Here is a 13,921-nt window from a genome sequence, read left to right on the forward strand (position 1 = left end):
ATGTGGCGCGGAGAGAAGGATGGCCGGTGTCGCCGCCGGGGTGTGCGGCGTGGGCGAATGCCGTCCTTACGGGGTCTGCCGAAATCCGTCCGTCGCCGGGGCGTCTCGCGCACCGTTCAGCCGGTCGGGTCGGCCCCCGGCGCGGCGCGCCAGCCGTGCCACCGGTGCACGGTGATCGCGATCACCGGACCGCCCGGCGGCCGCTGCCGGTACGGCGCGTACTTCTCCCGCAGCACGGCGAGCACCGCGGCGTACTCCTCCCGGACGCGGGGCTCCGGCGCGTCGGGCGGCAGGATGCGGGCGCGGCCGTCCGCCCGCACCCACCACAGCCGGTCCCAGTCCTCGTCGTACGCGTCCACGAGCAGGCAGACGGCCGGGTGGGCGGCGATGTTGCGCAGCCGCTTGAGGCGCGGCGACCTCTTGGGCTTCCAGTCGACGGCGGTGACGACCTCGGCGCCGTGCCGAGCGAACACGACCGGCACCAGGTGGGGGCGTCCCTCGGTGTCCACCGTCGCCAGGCGTGCCACCCGCGCCGCCATGAACCGGCGGCGCGCCTCGTCCTCGTCCATGTCCGGCACGGTGCGCTCCGAATCTCCGGCCGCCGGAAGCCGGTACAGGCAGCCGGATGCGTAGGCCGCCGGAAGTCGGTACAGGCAGCCGGAAGCCGGCGCAGGCCGCCGGACGCTGTCACCGGTAGGCGGACACGGCCTCGGCCAGCTCGTCCAGCGTGCGCAGCGTCTCGTCCTCCGGCTGGGTCGGCAGATAGAGCAGGACGCGCTCGACGCCGAGTTCCGCGTAGGTGTCGAGCGACTCCCGGTCGTGCTGGGCCGCGTACACCACCACGGCCGGCCGGTCTCCGGCCGTCTTGCGCATGCGCTCGATCTGCGCGCCCAGCTCCTTGGGCGGTACTCCGCTGGGCATCCACGCCGCCCCGTACTCGGCGACACGGGCGAAGGTGCGCTCGCTGCCGCCGCCGACCCAGATCGGCGGGTGCGGCCGCTGGACGGGCTTGGGCCAGGAGTAGACGGGGGCGAAGTCGACGAAGTCGCCGTGGAACTCGGCCTCGTCCTTGGTCCACAGTTCGATGATCGCGCGGATCCGTTCGTCCATCAGCCGGCCACGTTCGGTCGGATCCGTCCGGTGGTTGCGCATCTCCTCCCGGTTCCAGCCGGCGCCGACACCGAACACGGCACGGCCGCCGGAGACCAGATCGAGGCTGGCCACTTCCTTCGCCGTGTGGATCGGATCGCGCTGGACCACCAGCGCGATCCCCGTGCCCAGAAGCAGCTCGCTGGTCACCGAGGCGACCGCGCCGAGCGCCACGAACGGATCGAGCGTGCGGTAGTACACGCGCGGCAGCTCGCCGCCGCCCGGGTACGGCGTCTCCCGCTTCACCGGGATGTGCGAGTGCTCGGCCAGGAGCAGCGCGTCGAACCCGCGCTCCTCCAGGGCCGGCCCCAGCGCCGCCGGACCGATGCCCTCGTCGGTGAGGAACGTCGACACTCCGAACTTCATCCGCGACCACCTCGTCTCGAATTCGCCCCCTGTTGACAGTGTGGTGCGGTACCCCCGAGGGGCGCAGTCATACGTACGCCGGACGGACGTGGGCCTCACCCGTGCCCCGGGTGCGTCGCTGCGTCGGTGCGACGTCCGGCGTCGCGTGGATCACTCCTCGGCGGCGGGGCTGTCGGCGCTGTCCTGGGGGTCGGCGTCCGGGCCCTGCGCCCGTACCCGCTGCACATGTTCCAGCGAGTCGCGCAGCTCCGCGAGCCAGTCGTCCGTGTGGCGCTGGACCAGTCGTACGCACCAGGCGAGGGCGTCGCTGCGGCTGCGGGCGACTCCCGCGGCGATGAGGGTGTCGAGGACCTGGCGCTCGGGCTGCCGCAGCCGGGTCATGACGGGGGCGGCGACCTGCGTGAACAGGGCGCGCTCGCCCCCGCACTCCACCCCCCAGGAGACCTTCCTGCGGAACCGGTGCTCCGCCTCACGTGCCACCGCGACCCGCTCGTCACGGGTGCGCTCGCGGAACTCCTGGACCCGGGACTGGACCGCGGCCTCCTTCTCGGCGGCCGAGGCGCCGTCGGTGAGCCGGGGCTCGGGAATGCGGCCGACAACGGTGATCTCCTCCCGGTCGACCGCCACCTCCACCAGGCTCTCGAACAGATCGTCGGGCAGGCGGCCGGCGAACCAGCCGCGCAGCTTCTCGCGTTGCTCCGAAGTAATCATGTAATGACCATTACTCCATCGTGAGGCAAACGCAAGGGGTCCGGTCGGGGTCTGCCATGAGCTGAACCGGAATGTTTCAGGCCTATTGCCGAACCGTGGAGATCCGGCCAGCGGGTCACCCCGGGTGAGCGGCAACCGCTCAGTTCTGGGGATCGGGCGTTCGAACTCTGTCACTTCACGCCACTGATTCAATACTCAAAGTTACCGAAAGCTGTGGGGTCGATGTGTGTTTCCCGCCCGGACTCGGCAGACTCGCGCTCGCCGAACCGGCACCGGACCGGCCTGACTTCGCCTCATGTGCGAGCGGAGCAGAAACGGTTCACCAATCAAGCGGAAGGATGCACACAATGCCGAACACCGCACGCTGGGCAGTGACCCTGACCCTGACCGCCACCGCCGTCTGCGGCCCCCTCGCCGGGGCTTCCCTCGCCACCCCGAACGCCGCCGCCTCCGGGCTCTACGCCCCCTCGGCCCTGGTGCTCACCACGGGCCACGGCCAGAGCGCGGCCACCGCCACCCCTGAGCGCGCCGTCACGCTGAACTGCGCCCCGACCGCCTCGGGCACCCATCCGGCCGCCGTCTCCGCCTGTGCCGAACTGCGGGCGACGGGCGGCGACTTCGATGCCTTGAGTGCCAGAAGCGATGCCATGTGTACCCGGCAGTACGACCCTGTGGTCGTCACGGTCGAGGGCGTGTGGCAGGGCAAGCGCGTCGCGTACGAGCGCACCTTCGCCAACGAGTGCGTGAAGAACTCCTACGGGACGACCGTCTTCACGTTCTGAGGACCGGGATCGCGCGGACCCGTGAACGTGGACCGAGGCCCGTAGCTGGGGAGTGCGAGCCTCGTCGCGGTGCGCCACGTGATCTCGCATAGGGGCCGGCCGGACGGAGTGGGGCCGTCCGGCCGGCCTCCTGCGTCAGTCGGACGTGAGGGACCAGCGCCCCACTTCGCGATAGCCGGAGTCGTATACGGCGGAGCCGTCGCCGGGCTTCATCTCGTAGTGGTGGAGATTGCCGCCCCAGTAGCGCAGGATCCGCCCCAGCTCCGTGGCGGTCTCCTCGCCCCAGGCCGCGTTCTCCAGGTCGACTTCGAGAACGAACTTCACGTACGTGCCTCCGCTTCCGGATCGTCGGGTGCCGACCGCCATCGTGCCATCACCTCAACTCCCGGTCCGGTCAGAAGTGTTGGCCCGGTTTCTGAAAACGTTCGCCTCCGGTGCGCTGAAGTACTTCGCCGAGCCCGGGGTGTCCGACGAGCGCGGCCTGTTGGGCCTCGGCTGGTACCGGCCCTGTCTCGGCTGAGGTATTGACAGGTGATGGCAGTTGCGGGAGCCGAAGCCCCCGCACTTAATGCATATGATGTGCAGGTGCATGAATGCAGCATCAGGGCGGCGACCCCCGGCGACCTCGACGGTGCGCGAGCCGTGATGCTCGACACCGTCTACCGCGACTTCGGCACCGGCTACGTTCCGCGCTGGCACGGCGACATCATCGATCTCGCGGGCGCCTACCTGGCCTCGCCCCGCCACACTCTGCTGGTCGCGCTCGATGGCTCCGACGGCGAGGTCGCCGCTACGGCCGCCCTCGACTCCCGCGGCCCGGCCCATCCGCCCAACCCCCGCCCGCTGGCCCGGCGTTACCCGTCGGGGGAGACAGCGCAGCTGCGGCGCGTGTACGTCCGCCCGGGGCACCGCAGACGCGGCCTGGCCCGCCGCCTGGTCGGCGAGCTCCTCGCCTTCGCGGCCGCGGACGGCGGCTACCGCTCCGTCTATCTGCACACGGATCCGGGGATCCCGGGCGCCGAGGCCTTCTGGCGCTCGCTCGGAAAGGCCGTGTGGGACGAGCGCGAGGAGCCAGGCGGTTCCGGTGTCGTCCACTTCGAAGTCCCCTTCGCCTGAGGCGCGCCCTGCCCCCGGTGGTCGCACTGCGCCGCCCGGAGCAGTCGCGTCACCGGTTGGAGTCGTCCGGAATGCCGGTGCGGGTCCGCTCCGGTAGCCGTGGAGCATGCGCTTTCTCGGCGAGCTGGACCAGCGGCTGTTCACCCGGGTGGCCGCCGCGCGGCTTTCCGGCGCCGATCCGGCGCTCATCCGGCTCAGCCGCGCCGCCGACCACGGGCGGCTGTGGTTCGCCGCGGCCGCCGTGCTCGCGACGGCCGACGGGCGCACCGCCAGACGCGCCGCCGTGCGCGGTGTCGGCTCCCTCGCGCTGGCCTCGCTCACCGTCAACACCGTCGCCAAGTGGGCCACCAGGCGCCCCCGGCCGCTGCTCGACCTCGTACCGCAGATCCGCCACCTCACCCGGCAGCCGCACACCACCTCCTTCCCGTCGGGACACTCCGCCTCGGCGGCGGCGTTCGCGACCGGCGTCGCCCTCGAGTCCACCGGCTACGGCGCACTGGTCGCGCCGCTGGCCGCGGCGGTCGCCTTCTCTCGGGTCTATGTCGGCGTGCACTACCCCGGGGACGTCCTGGCCGGTATGGCGATCGGCGCCGGCGCCGCCGCGCTCACCTGCCGCTGGTGGCCGCCGCGCCAAGGGGTCCCGGAACGGGTGCGTCCCACCACCCACGCACCCGCGCTGCCGGGCGGCGAGGACCTGGTCGTCCTCGTCGACGGGCGGGCCGGAACCGGACTGCCCGGCGCGGTCCTGCCGGCCGTCGAGCGCCTGCGCGTCCTGCTGCCCCGGGCCGAACTCGTCGAGTTCGGCCCGGACGACGACTTCGCCGCGCTGCTCGCCGGGGCGGCCGGCCGGGCCGCGCGGCGCGGCGGCGCGCTGGGCGTGTGCGGGGGCGACGGCAGCGTCGACGCGGCGGCGCGCGCCGCGGCCCGCCACGGGCTCGCGCTCGCCGTGTTCCCCGGCGGCACCCTCAACCACTTCGCCCTGGACGTGGGCGTCCCGGACTTCGACGACACCGCCGTCGCGGTCGCCCGGGGCGAGGCCGTCGCGGTGGACTTGGGAGTGGCGGCACCGAAGGAGGGGCACGACGTGCTCTTCCTCAACGCCTTCAGCATCGGGCCGTATCCCGAACTCCTCCGGCTCCGCGAGCGACTGGAGGGGCGATGGGGCAAGTGGTCCGCCGAGGCCGTCGCCCTCGCCCGGGTCCTGCGCACCGCGACCCCCGTGGAACTGCGTATCGACGGCCGCCCCCGACGCCTGTGGCTGCTCTTCGCCGGCAACGGCCACCACGTCCCCGACGGCTTCGCCCCCGCCTTCCGGCCGCGCCTGGACGACGGACTGCTCGACCTGCGCCTGATCGACGGCGACCGCCGCTACGCCCGTACGCGCGTGATCGCCGCCGCGCTCGCCGGCACGCTCGGCCGTTCCCGGGTCTACAGCGCCGCCCCTGTGTCCCGGGTCCGGCTGGAGGGCCTCGGCGGCACGCGGAACCTCGCCTACGACGGTGAAGTCACCTGCGCGCCGGATCAGTTGACGCTGGAGAAGCGTGGTCGCGGACTCGCCGTGTACCGGCCGGCCGTGCCGTGCGCCGAACCGGCCCGGCGGGCCCGCCTCGCCACCGCGATGGCCCACCACCGAAAGCGGAAGAGGGGCCGCCGTCTCCCTGCGGACGGCGGCCCCTCGGTCTAGTCGGCGCTCACATGTGGACGACCGGTGCGGCGTCCGCGGCCTGCTCAGGCTTCCCGGGGCGATAGAGCAGGAACGCGATCACCGCGCCCGCGACGAAGAAGACCGCCGACCACCAGAACGCGGTGGTGTAGCTCTCGATCGTCGCCTGTGCCCGGACCAGCTTGCTGGTCGCGTCCTTGCCGGACAGATAGCCGGTCGCGGCGCTCGCGGCCAGCGTGTTCAGCAGCGCCGTACCGATCGAACCGCCCACCTGCTGCATGGCGTTGACCGTCGCGGAGGCGACACCCGCGTCCTCGGGCCCCACCCCGCCGGTGGCGAGCTGCATGGCCGGCGGCATCACCATGCCGAGGCCCACGCCGATCACGATCAGCTGCGGCAGCACCGCGGTCGCGTAGTGCGAACCGGTTCCGATGCCGGTCAGCCAGGCCATGCCGACCGTGGCGATCGCGAAGCCCAGCGGGATGACGGCCTTCGGCCCGATCCGCGGCAGCAGCACCGTGGTGCCGAGCTGCGCCGTCACCATCAGCGCCCCGACCATCGGCAGGAACGCCACACCGGTCCTGGTGGGGCTGAAGCCCAGGTTCAGCTGAAGGTAGTAGGTGAGGAAGAGGAATACACCGAACATGCCCGCGCCGGTGATGAGCACGGCGAGGTACGAGGCACCGCGGCTGCGGTCGAGCAGGATGCGCAGCGGCAGCAGCGGGTGTGCGGCACGCGTCTGCCACCAGGCGAAGGCCGTCAGCAGCACACCGCCGGCGATCAGGAAGCCCCAGGTCCGCGGCGAACCCCAGTCGTGCGTCTCGGCGTTGGAGAAGCCGTAGACCAGGGCGAAGAGACCTCCGGCGACCAGCACCGTACCCGGCACGTCCAGCTTGGAGTTCGTGGCGTCGCGGTGGTTGCTCAGCGACAACCAGCCGCCGGCGAAGGCGACCACGGCGATGGCCACGTTGACGTACAGCGTCCAGCGCCAGTCGAACGCGTCGGTCAGGATGCCGCCGAGCAACAGGCCCACCGCGCCACCGGCGCCGGCGATGGCGCCGTACACGCTGAACGCCTTGGCCCGCTCCCGCGCGTCGGTGAACGTCGTGTTCAGGAGCGAGAGCGCGGCGGGCGCGAGGAGCGCGCCGAAGACCCCTTGCAGGGCACGTGCGGTGACCAGCATCTCGAAGCTCGTCGCGGCGCCGCCGAGCGCGGAGGCCAGCGCGAATCCGGTGACGCCGGCCAGGAAGGCGGGCTTGCGGCCGAAGAGGTCGGCGATGCGGCCGCCGAGCAGGAGCAGCGAGGCGAACGCCAGCGCGTACGCGGTGACGACCCACTGCCGGTTGCCGTCGGAGAACCCGAGGTCCGCCTGCGCCGACGGCAGAGCGATGTTCACGATGGTGGCGTCGAGGACGACCATCAACTGGGCTATGGCGACGACCGCGAGGATCCACCACCGCCGGGACGAGGCCGCGGGCGGCGCCTGCGCGGCACCCGTCCGGGTGCTTTCGGTCAGAGTCTTCTGGGACATGGGGGAACCACTCCAGGGAAGCCGTTCGAAGAGAAACGTAAACGAAACCGTTTCGTACACATCGAGGCTAGACCACTCCCAGCGAAACGGCAACGTTTCGCTGGGAGTGAGCCGCGACGCCCCCCCGCCCAAGGACCGAGGCACCATGTCAACCGAACTCACCGGTACCCACCTCACCCTCCCCGACGGCCGCCCCGCCGTCCGTTTCAGCCGTGTCTACGACCATCCCGCCGACCGCGTCTGGCAGTTCGTGACCGACCCCGACGAGCTGGCCCGGTGGTTCCCCTCCCGCGCCGAGATCGAGCTGCGCCCCGGCGGCACGATCACGTTCAGCGGCGACCCGAACATGGAGAACTCCACGGGCCGGGTCATCGCCGTCGACGTGCCCGGGCACCTGTCCTTCGAGTGGGGCGGCGACGAACTCCACTTCGACCTCGAACCCCTGGACGGCAAGCGCACCCGCTGCACGCTCACCAACGTCCTGGCGGACGCGAAGGCCGCCGCCCGCAACGCCGCCGGATGGGAGGTCTGCCTCGCCGCCCTGGACGCGAGGGCGCGGGGCGAGCGGCTCGAAGGCCCGCACGCGGGTGCCACGGCGCCCTGGAAGGAGATCTACCGCGGCTACGTCGAGGCGGGGTTCCCCTCCGGTGCTCCGGTCCCGGGCCTGGACTGACCGGTCACGCCAGCTGCCGCCGCACCAGCTCGTGCAGCCGCCCGCCCGTGTCCGCGAGCAGCTGCGCGGGCGGCCCCTGCTGGGCGACCCGGCCGTCCTCCATCACGATCACGCGGTCCGCGTCCATCACCGTGGACAGCCGGTGGGCGATCACGACACGGGTGGCGTTGAGGGCCTTCGTGCTCTCGATGACCGTGCGCTGCGTCTCGTTGTCGAGGGCGCTGGTGGCCTCGTCGAAGAAGAGGATGCGCGGTCGGCGGATCAGCGCCTGGGCGATCATCAGCCGCTGCCGCTGGCCGCCGGAGATCGCCCCGCTGCCCTGGACGATGGTGTGCAGCCCCATCGGCATCCGCTTGATGTCCTCGGCGAGCCCCGCCATCTCGGCCGCCGCCATCGCCTCCTCGGGCGTGTACGGCTCGGTGCCGCAGATGCAGTCCAGGATCGACCCGGTGAAGGGCTGGGCGTGCTGCAGTACGACACCGCACTGCCGGCGTACGGCCGACTGGTCGAGGGCGCCCAGGTCCTGGCCGTCGTACAGGACACTTCCCGAGACCGGCTTGTCGAAGCCGATCAGCAGCCGCAGCAGCGTGGACTTGCCGCAGCCGCTCGGGCCGACGATCGCCACGAACTCGCCCGGCTTGATCTCGAAGGACACGTCGTCGAGGACGAGCGGACCGTCGTCCGCGTACCGGAAGGAGAGGCGCCGCGCCTCGATGCCGCCGGACAGGACGCCGGGGCGGGTGCTCGCCGTGCGCACCTCCGGAGTCGCGTCGAGCACCGGCTTGATCTCCTCGAACATCGGCAGCGCGGCCACCGCCGAGACGAAGGCGCCGGTCAGCTGGGTGACCGACGTCAGCAGCATGGTCACCGAGGTGTTGAAGGTGAGGAACGCGGCCGCCGACATCGCCCCCCGCGCCGGGCCCGCGAGCAGCATGAACATCAGCAGCGAGCAGAGCGGCAGATACACCGCGCCCAGCACCGTGGTGAGGTTCTTGATGCGGCCGACCTTCTGCTGGAGCTCACGGCTGCGCGCGAACTCGCCCGCCCAGGCGGCGTACGCGTAGTTCTCGGCCGCCGCGACCCGCAGCTTGGGCAGACCGCGCAGAGTCTGGAACGCCTGGTTGTTCAGCTTGTTGCTGAGCACGACGAGACGGCGCTGCCAGCGCACCTGCCACAGGCCGAGCCCCAGGAACACACCGGCGATGACGACCAGCATCCCGATCGCCGCCAGCGCCATCGGCGCGCTGTACCAGAACAACAGTCCCAGGTTCATCGCGCCGACGGTGACCGACTGGGCGACCGTGGGGCCGACGCCCGCCAGCAGCCGGCGTATCGAGCTGATACCCATCGCCGCGCTGGCCAGCTCGCCGGTGGAGCGGGAGGTGAAGAACTTCGTCGGGAGCCTGAGCAGCCGGTCCCAGACGGCCGGCTGGAGCGTCGCCTCGATCCGCCCCTCCATCCGCAGGAGGGTGAGGTTCTGGAGCAGCATGAACGCCGCCGACACGACGCTCGTGATCATGATGGCCAGACAGACCTGGACGATCAGACCGTGCTGGGCCTTCGGCACGTACTCGCCGAGCACCTTGCCGGTGGCGATCGGCACGAGGGCGCCGACCGCCACCGTCACCAGACCACTGGCCAGGAGATTGCGCAGATCGCCGCCGGTGCCCCGCATGCTGAACCGCATCAGCCGCAGCGGACCCAGACCCCGCTCGGGCAGCGGGCGGTAGAACATGACGGCACGCGGCTCGAACTCCTCCGCGTTGGCCTTCTCGATCGGCGTCTCGCGGCCGGACGAGGGCTGCACGGCGACGTATCCGCCGCGCCGCCACAGCAGCGCGACCGGCGCGCCGGACAGGGCCCGGTGGCCCACCAGCGGGCCCGTGTTGTCGCGCCACCAGCGGCCGTCGAGCCGTACGGCCCGGGTGCGGACACGCGAGGCGATCGCGACGCGCTCCACCGGGTCGAGCCGGTCGCTCTCGGTGCCGCTCTGCGCGGGCTCGGCGAGCGCGATCCCGGCCGCGCCGGCGACCAGCTTGCAGGCCGCGTACGTGGCATCGGCGTCGGCCGCGGTGGTGCGCTTCGCCGACGACTTCCCGATGGACGCCAGCAGCGTGCGGTCGGCCTGGACGCGCACGGCCTCGCCCGCCTTGATACCCGCCGCCGTACGGTGCTCGTGGCTGCGCTCCAACTGCTCGATCCACCGGTCGAGGGTGGCGAGCAGCCGGTACTGCTGGTCGACCATGCCCTGCCAGACGCCGGGATCCATCAGCAGGTCGGCCGCCGCCTCCTCGCCGTACAGCGAGCCGTACTGCACGCTACCCGGCGGGACCTGCATCCAGAAGACGTCGTCGTCGGTCGGCGCGGCGGCCCGCTCGGTGGCCATCGGCGCCTGGAAGAGGATGGAGAGGCCGCGGCCGACGCCCAGGGCGAGGGCGTACTCCAGCGGACTCGTGGTCGGCGGAACGTACTGGGCGTTGCCGTACTCGTCGTACGACCAGGTCTGGGTGCCCCCGGACTCGTACAGCTCGCGCAGCGAGATCCGGCGCATCACGCACTCCCGCAGCGGCCTGGCGACCAGGGTGTGCTGCGGTCCCGCGACCGGGCCGAGCAGCAGCGAGCCCGCTTCGAGACGGCCGAGGTGGTGCCACTGGCCCTGCTGGACGGCGTCCACCGCGAACAGGTCCATGGCGCCGGCCGCCACCAGCCACAGCACCTGCGGCCCTTCCAGATCGAGGCGGCCGAGCCCCGAGCAGTCGTACGGGGTGCCCATCGAACCCAGGGCACCGAGGACGAGGTCGCCCTCGTGAACCGCCGTCATCTCACCGCTCCCTGACCAGCTGGGCATACGCGCCGCCGGCCGTCACCAGGGCGTCGTGCCGCCCCCGTTCCACGATCGTGCCGTGCTGGAGCACCACGATCTCGTCGCTGTCGCGCACGGTGCTGAGCCGGTGCGCGATCACCACACAGGCACAGCCGCGCTTGCGCAGATTGTCGATGACCGTCTGCTCGGTCTCCGCGTCCAGCGCGCTCGTCACCTCGTCGAGGACCAGGATGCTGGGGTTGCGCACCAGCGCCCGCGCGATCTCCAGGCGCTGGCGCTGACCGCCGGAGAAGTTGCGCCCGTCCTGCTCGACCCGGCTGTGGATGCCGCCCGGGCGGCGCGTGACGACGTCGTACAGGTCCGCGTCCTGAAGCGCCGCGACCACCGCGTCGTCCGGGATCGACGGGTCCCACAGCGCCACGTTGTCGCGGACCGTCCCCTCGAAGAGGAACACGTCCTGGTCCACGAAGGAGACCGAAGCCGCGAGCGCCCCGCGCGGGATGTCCGCCAGCCGCTGCCCGTCGATGCGGATCACGCCCTCCCAGGGGGCGTAGAGACCCGATATCAGCCGGGAGACCGTGGACTTGCCGCTTCCGGAACCGCCCACCAGCGCCACCTGCTGTCCGGGGCCGACCGTCAGGCTGAACCCGCTCAGCAGCGGCTGGTCGAGCGGGCTGTAGCCGAACGTGATGTTCTCCAGTTCGACATGGCCCTGCAGCCGCCGGGTCGACTCGCCACCGCCGGGGCGGGCGTAGAGCGGGTCGGCCTGGAAGTTCTCGACGTCCTTGAGACGTGCCACGTCGGCCGCGAAGTCCTGGATGCGGCCCGCGACACCGTTGAGGCGGGTGATCGGCGCGGTGAAGCGGGTGACGAGGGCCTGGAACGCGACAAGGAGACCGACCGAGATGCCGCCCTCCACCGCGCGCAGGCCGCCGATCCAGAGAATCAGCGCGCTGTTGAGCGTCGCGAGCGTCGGCGCGACCACGCCCAGCCAGGCGCTCGGCACCCCGAGGCGCTGCTGCTCCTCCAGCGTGGTGGCGTGCTGCCCGGCCCACTTGCGGAAGTAGCCGTCCTCGCCGCCGGTCGCCTTCATCGTCTCGATCAGCTGGAGACCGGTGTAGGCCGTGTTGGTCAGCCGGGCGCTGTCGGCGCGCAGCTTCGCGGTACGCGTCGCCCGCAGCCGTATGACGACCCGCATGGCCACGACGTTGAGCAGTGCGACGCCGATGCCGACGGCCGTCAGCTGCGGGTCGTAGGTGTAGAGGAGGACCGCGTAGAGCACGACGACGATCGCGTCGACGCCGGCCGCCGCGAGGTCACGGGCCAGGGTCTCGGCGACCGCGTCGTTCGACTGGAGCCGCTGGACCAGGTCGGCCGGGCTGCGCTGGGAGAAGAAGGTGACCGGAAGCCGCAGCAGGTGCCGCAGGAAGCGGGCACTGGAGAGCGTGGAGGAGATGACGCGGCCGTGCAGCAGGTTCGCCTGTTGCAGCCAGGTCAGCGCGATCGTCAGCGCCACACAGGTGCCCATCGACGCGAACAGCACGCCGAGCAGCGAGGTCTGGCCGCCGATCAGGAACATGTCGATGTAGGTACGGCTCAGCGCGGGCATCGCCGCGCCCACCGCCACCAGCAGCAGGCTCGCGAGGACGGCGGCGGGCATGGTGCCCGAGGTGCCGCGCAGCCGGGCCGGCATGGCGCCCAGGACACCCGGCCTGCGGCCGCCCTTCTCGAAGTCGGGGCCCGGCTCCATGACCAGGACGACGCCGGTGAAGCTGGTGTCGAAGTCCTCCATGGGCACGAACCGGCGGCCCTTGCCGGGGTCGTTGATGTGCACGCCCCGCCGGCCGAAGCGGCGCCCCATGCCGTCGTACACGACGTAGTGGTTGAACTCCCAGAACAGGATCGCGGGCGCCTTCACCTCGGCGAGCGCGGCCGTGTCCATCTGCATGCCCTTGGCCGTCAGGCCGTAACTACGGGCCGCCTTGAGGAGGTTGCTGGCCCGCGAGCCGTCCCGGGAGACACCGCAGGCGATGCGCAGTTCCTCGAGGGGGATGTGCCGGCCGTAGTGGCCGAGCACCATGGCGAGGGAGGCGGCGCCGCACTCGACGGCCTCCATCTGGAGGACGGTGGGGGTGCGTACGGTCTTCTGCCGGCTCTTGGGGACCGTGCGCTTCGGCGGGGCGGCCCGCCGTCTGCCGCGCGCCGACGGCGGCAGGGTGTCCTGGGGAGCGGTCACGGGAGCAGCCAATCGACGGGACGCTGATCGGCCAGCCGGATCGAACCCGTGGCCAGGGTCATGGAAGCGAGGGTGTACGGCGGCCCGTCCGCTGAGGACCACTGGTAGCCGCTCTTCGTGCCGGACGACCGGTCGAGCCGGACCAGGACGGCCACCGGCCGGCCCTTCTTGGTGAACTGCTCGCCCAGCTGGCTGTCGCCGAGGAACGCGGCGATCTGCTGCCGGGTCTGGACGGTCCGGTCGACGGACTTCACATGGCCGTGCAGCACCCCGTACTGCTGGGTCGGCACCGACTGGACGGTCAGGTCCACCGCCGCGTTCGCCGGAATCGAGGAGGCGTTCTCGGCCGGGACGTACACCGTCGCGTACAGCGGGTCCGAGGCGTGGGCGACCTTCTCCACGGCGGCGACGTTCGCGCCGGTCTGGATGATCGCGCCGATCGTGGCGGCGAGCGCGGTGATCCGGCCCGCGGCGACGGTGCGCACCAGAGTGTCGCCGTCGTCCGTACGGACCTTGAGGACGGGCGAGTTCGCCGGCAGCCGCTCGCCCTCCTTGGCGAGGACCGCGGTCACCTGCCCCGCGACGGGGCTTTGCAGGACGTAACTGCCCTCGCCGTGCGTGAGGACGGCGGGTGCGCCGACCGTGGAGGCGACGGAGCCCGTCACGGCCCACACGGAGGCGGCCGCCATGACGACGACCGTCACGGACAGGACGAGCCAGCCCTGGGGGCGTGCGAAGCGCACCGGGAGGTCGAGCTCTTCGGGCGACTGCAGCTTGGCGAGGGCCTGTTGGCGGAACTGCACGGAACTTCCCTCACCTGTCGGAGAGATTTACGGCATCCGTGAGTCCCGGAACCGCCAAGGCGGTTCC

General features: G+C 71.8%; 12 protein-coding genes. 4 read left to right on the forward strand and 8 right to left on the reverse strand.

The window, feature by feature from the left end; all coding sequences use genetic code 11:
* Positions 1 to 116: 116 nt before the first annotated feature.
* The 3 genes from SAVERM_RS38425 to SAVERM_RS38435 form a co-directional block, all read right to left on the reverse strand.
* Complete coding sequence (locus SAVERM_RS38425) at positions 117 to 578, reverse strand: TIGR03668 family PPOX class F420-dependent oxidoreductase (RefSeq protein ID WP_010988878.1); 462 nt, start codon at positions 576 to 578, stop codon at positions 117 to 119.
* A 109-nt stretch (positions 579 to 687) separates the two neighbouring features.
* Positions 688 to 1,515 carry an LLM class F420-dependent oxidoreductase gene (locus SAVERM_RS38430; protein ID WP_010988879.1) on the reverse strand — a complete coding sequence of 276 codons (828 nt, stop codon included), beginning with the start codon at positions 1,513 to 1,515 and terminating at the stop codon, positions 688 to 690.
* Positions 1,516 to 1,665: 150 nt separating this feature from the next.
* On the reverse strand, positions 1,666 to 2,226 hold the full coding sequence (locus SAVERM_RS38435) for a hypothetical protein (RefSeq protein ID WP_037650874.1): 561 nt from the start codon (positions 2,224 to 2,226) through the stop codon (positions 1,666 to 1,668).
* Positions 2,227 to 2,573: 347 nt separating this feature from the next.
* On the opposite strand from SAVERM_RS38435, the gene SAVERM_RS38440 reads away from it, so the two are divergent.
* Positions 2,574 to 3,008 carry a protease inhibitor gene (locus tag SAVERM_RS38440; RefSeq protein ID WP_010988881.1) on the forward strand — a complete coding sequence of 145 codons (435 nt, stop codon included), beginning with the start codon at positions 2,574 to 2,576 and terminating at the stop codon, positions 3,006 to 3,008.
* A gap of 135 nt (positions 3,009 to 3,143) precedes the next feature.
* On the opposite strand, the gene SAVERM_RS38445 is transcribed toward SAVERM_RS38440, so the two are convergent.
* On the reverse strand, positions 3,144 to 3,332 hold the full coding sequence (locus tag SAVERM_RS38445) for a hypothetical protein (RefSeq protein WP_037650946.1): 189 nt from the start codon (positions 3,330 to 3,332) through the stop codon (positions 3,144 to 3,146).
* 261 nt (positions 3,333 to 3,593) lie between these two features.
* Between SAVERM_RS38445 and SAVERM_RS38450 the strand changes: the two genes are divergently transcribed.
* Entirely contained in the window at positions 3,594 to 4,124 is a 531-nt protein-coding gene (locus SAVERM_RS38450) for a GNAT family N-acetyltransferase (RefSeq protein WP_037650944.1), read from the forward strand.
* Between the two features lie 106 nt (positions 4,125 to 4,230).
* Positions 4,231 to 5,808: a bifunctional phosphatase PAP2/diacylglycerol kinase family protein gene (locus tag SAVERM_RS38455; protein ID WP_010988884.1), complete on the forward strand. Its 1,578-nt coding sequence runs from the start codon at positions 4,231 to 4,233 to the stop codon at positions 5,806 to 5,808.
* A gap of 7 nt (positions 5,809 to 5,815) precedes the next feature.
* Here SAVERM_RS38455 and SAVERM_RS38460 read toward each other — a convergent pair whose 3' ends face one another.
* The gene (locus SAVERM_RS38460; RefSeq protein WP_010988885.1) at positions 5,816 to 7,318 is read right to left on the reverse strand and encodes an MFS transporter; all 1,503 of its coding nucleotides are present in this window, start codon (positions 7,316 to 7,318) and stop codon (positions 5,816 to 5,818) included.
* 145 nt (positions 7,319 to 7,463) lie between these two features.
* On the opposite strand from SAVERM_RS38460, the gene SAVERM_RS38465 reads away from it, so the two are divergent.
* Positions 7,464 to 7,991, forward strand: a complete 528-nt coding sequence (locus SAVERM_RS38465) for an SRPBCC family protein (protein WP_037650872.1) — start codon at positions 7,464 to 7,466, stop codon at positions 7,989 to 7,991.
* 4 nt (positions 7,992 to 7,995) lie between these two features.
* On the opposite strand, the gene SAVERM_RS38470 is transcribed toward SAVERM_RS38465, so the two are convergent.
* From SAVERM_RS38470 to SAVERM_RS38480, 3 genes are read right to left on the reverse strand one after another with little or no spacing between them, the layout of a single operon-like run.
* The gene (locus tag SAVERM_RS38470; RefSeq protein ID WP_010988887.1) at positions 7,996 to 10,812 is read right to left on the reverse strand and encodes an NHLP bacteriocin export ABC transporter permease/ATPase subunit; all 2,817 of its coding nucleotides are present in this window, start codon (positions 10,810 to 10,812) and stop codon (positions 7,996 to 7,998) included.
* A 1-nt stretch (position 10,813) separates the two neighbouring features.
* Positions 10,814 to 13,051: an NHLP family bacteriocin export ABC transporter peptidase/permease/ATPase subunit gene (locus SAVERM_RS38475; protein ID WP_037650870.1), complete on the reverse strand. Its 2,238-nt coding sequence runs from the start codon at positions 13,049 to 13,051 to the stop codon at positions 10,814 to 10,816.
* Complete coding sequence (locus SAVERM_RS38480; RefSeq protein WP_010988889.1) at positions 13,048 to 13,854, reverse strand: HlyD family efflux transporter periplasmic adaptor subunit; 807 nt, start codon at positions 13,852 to 13,854, stop codon at positions 13,048 to 13,050. Before SAVERM_RS38480 ends, SAVERM_RS38475 begins: the two co-directional genes overlap by 4 nt.
* Between the last annotated feature and the right edge of the window lie 67 nt (positions 13,855 to 13,921).

It is taken from the genome of Streptomyces avermitilis MA-4680 = NBRC 14893, from assembly GCF_000009765.2.
GTDB lineage: Bacteria > Actinomycetota > Actinomycetes > Streptomycetales > Streptomycetaceae > Streptomyces > Streptomyces avermitilis.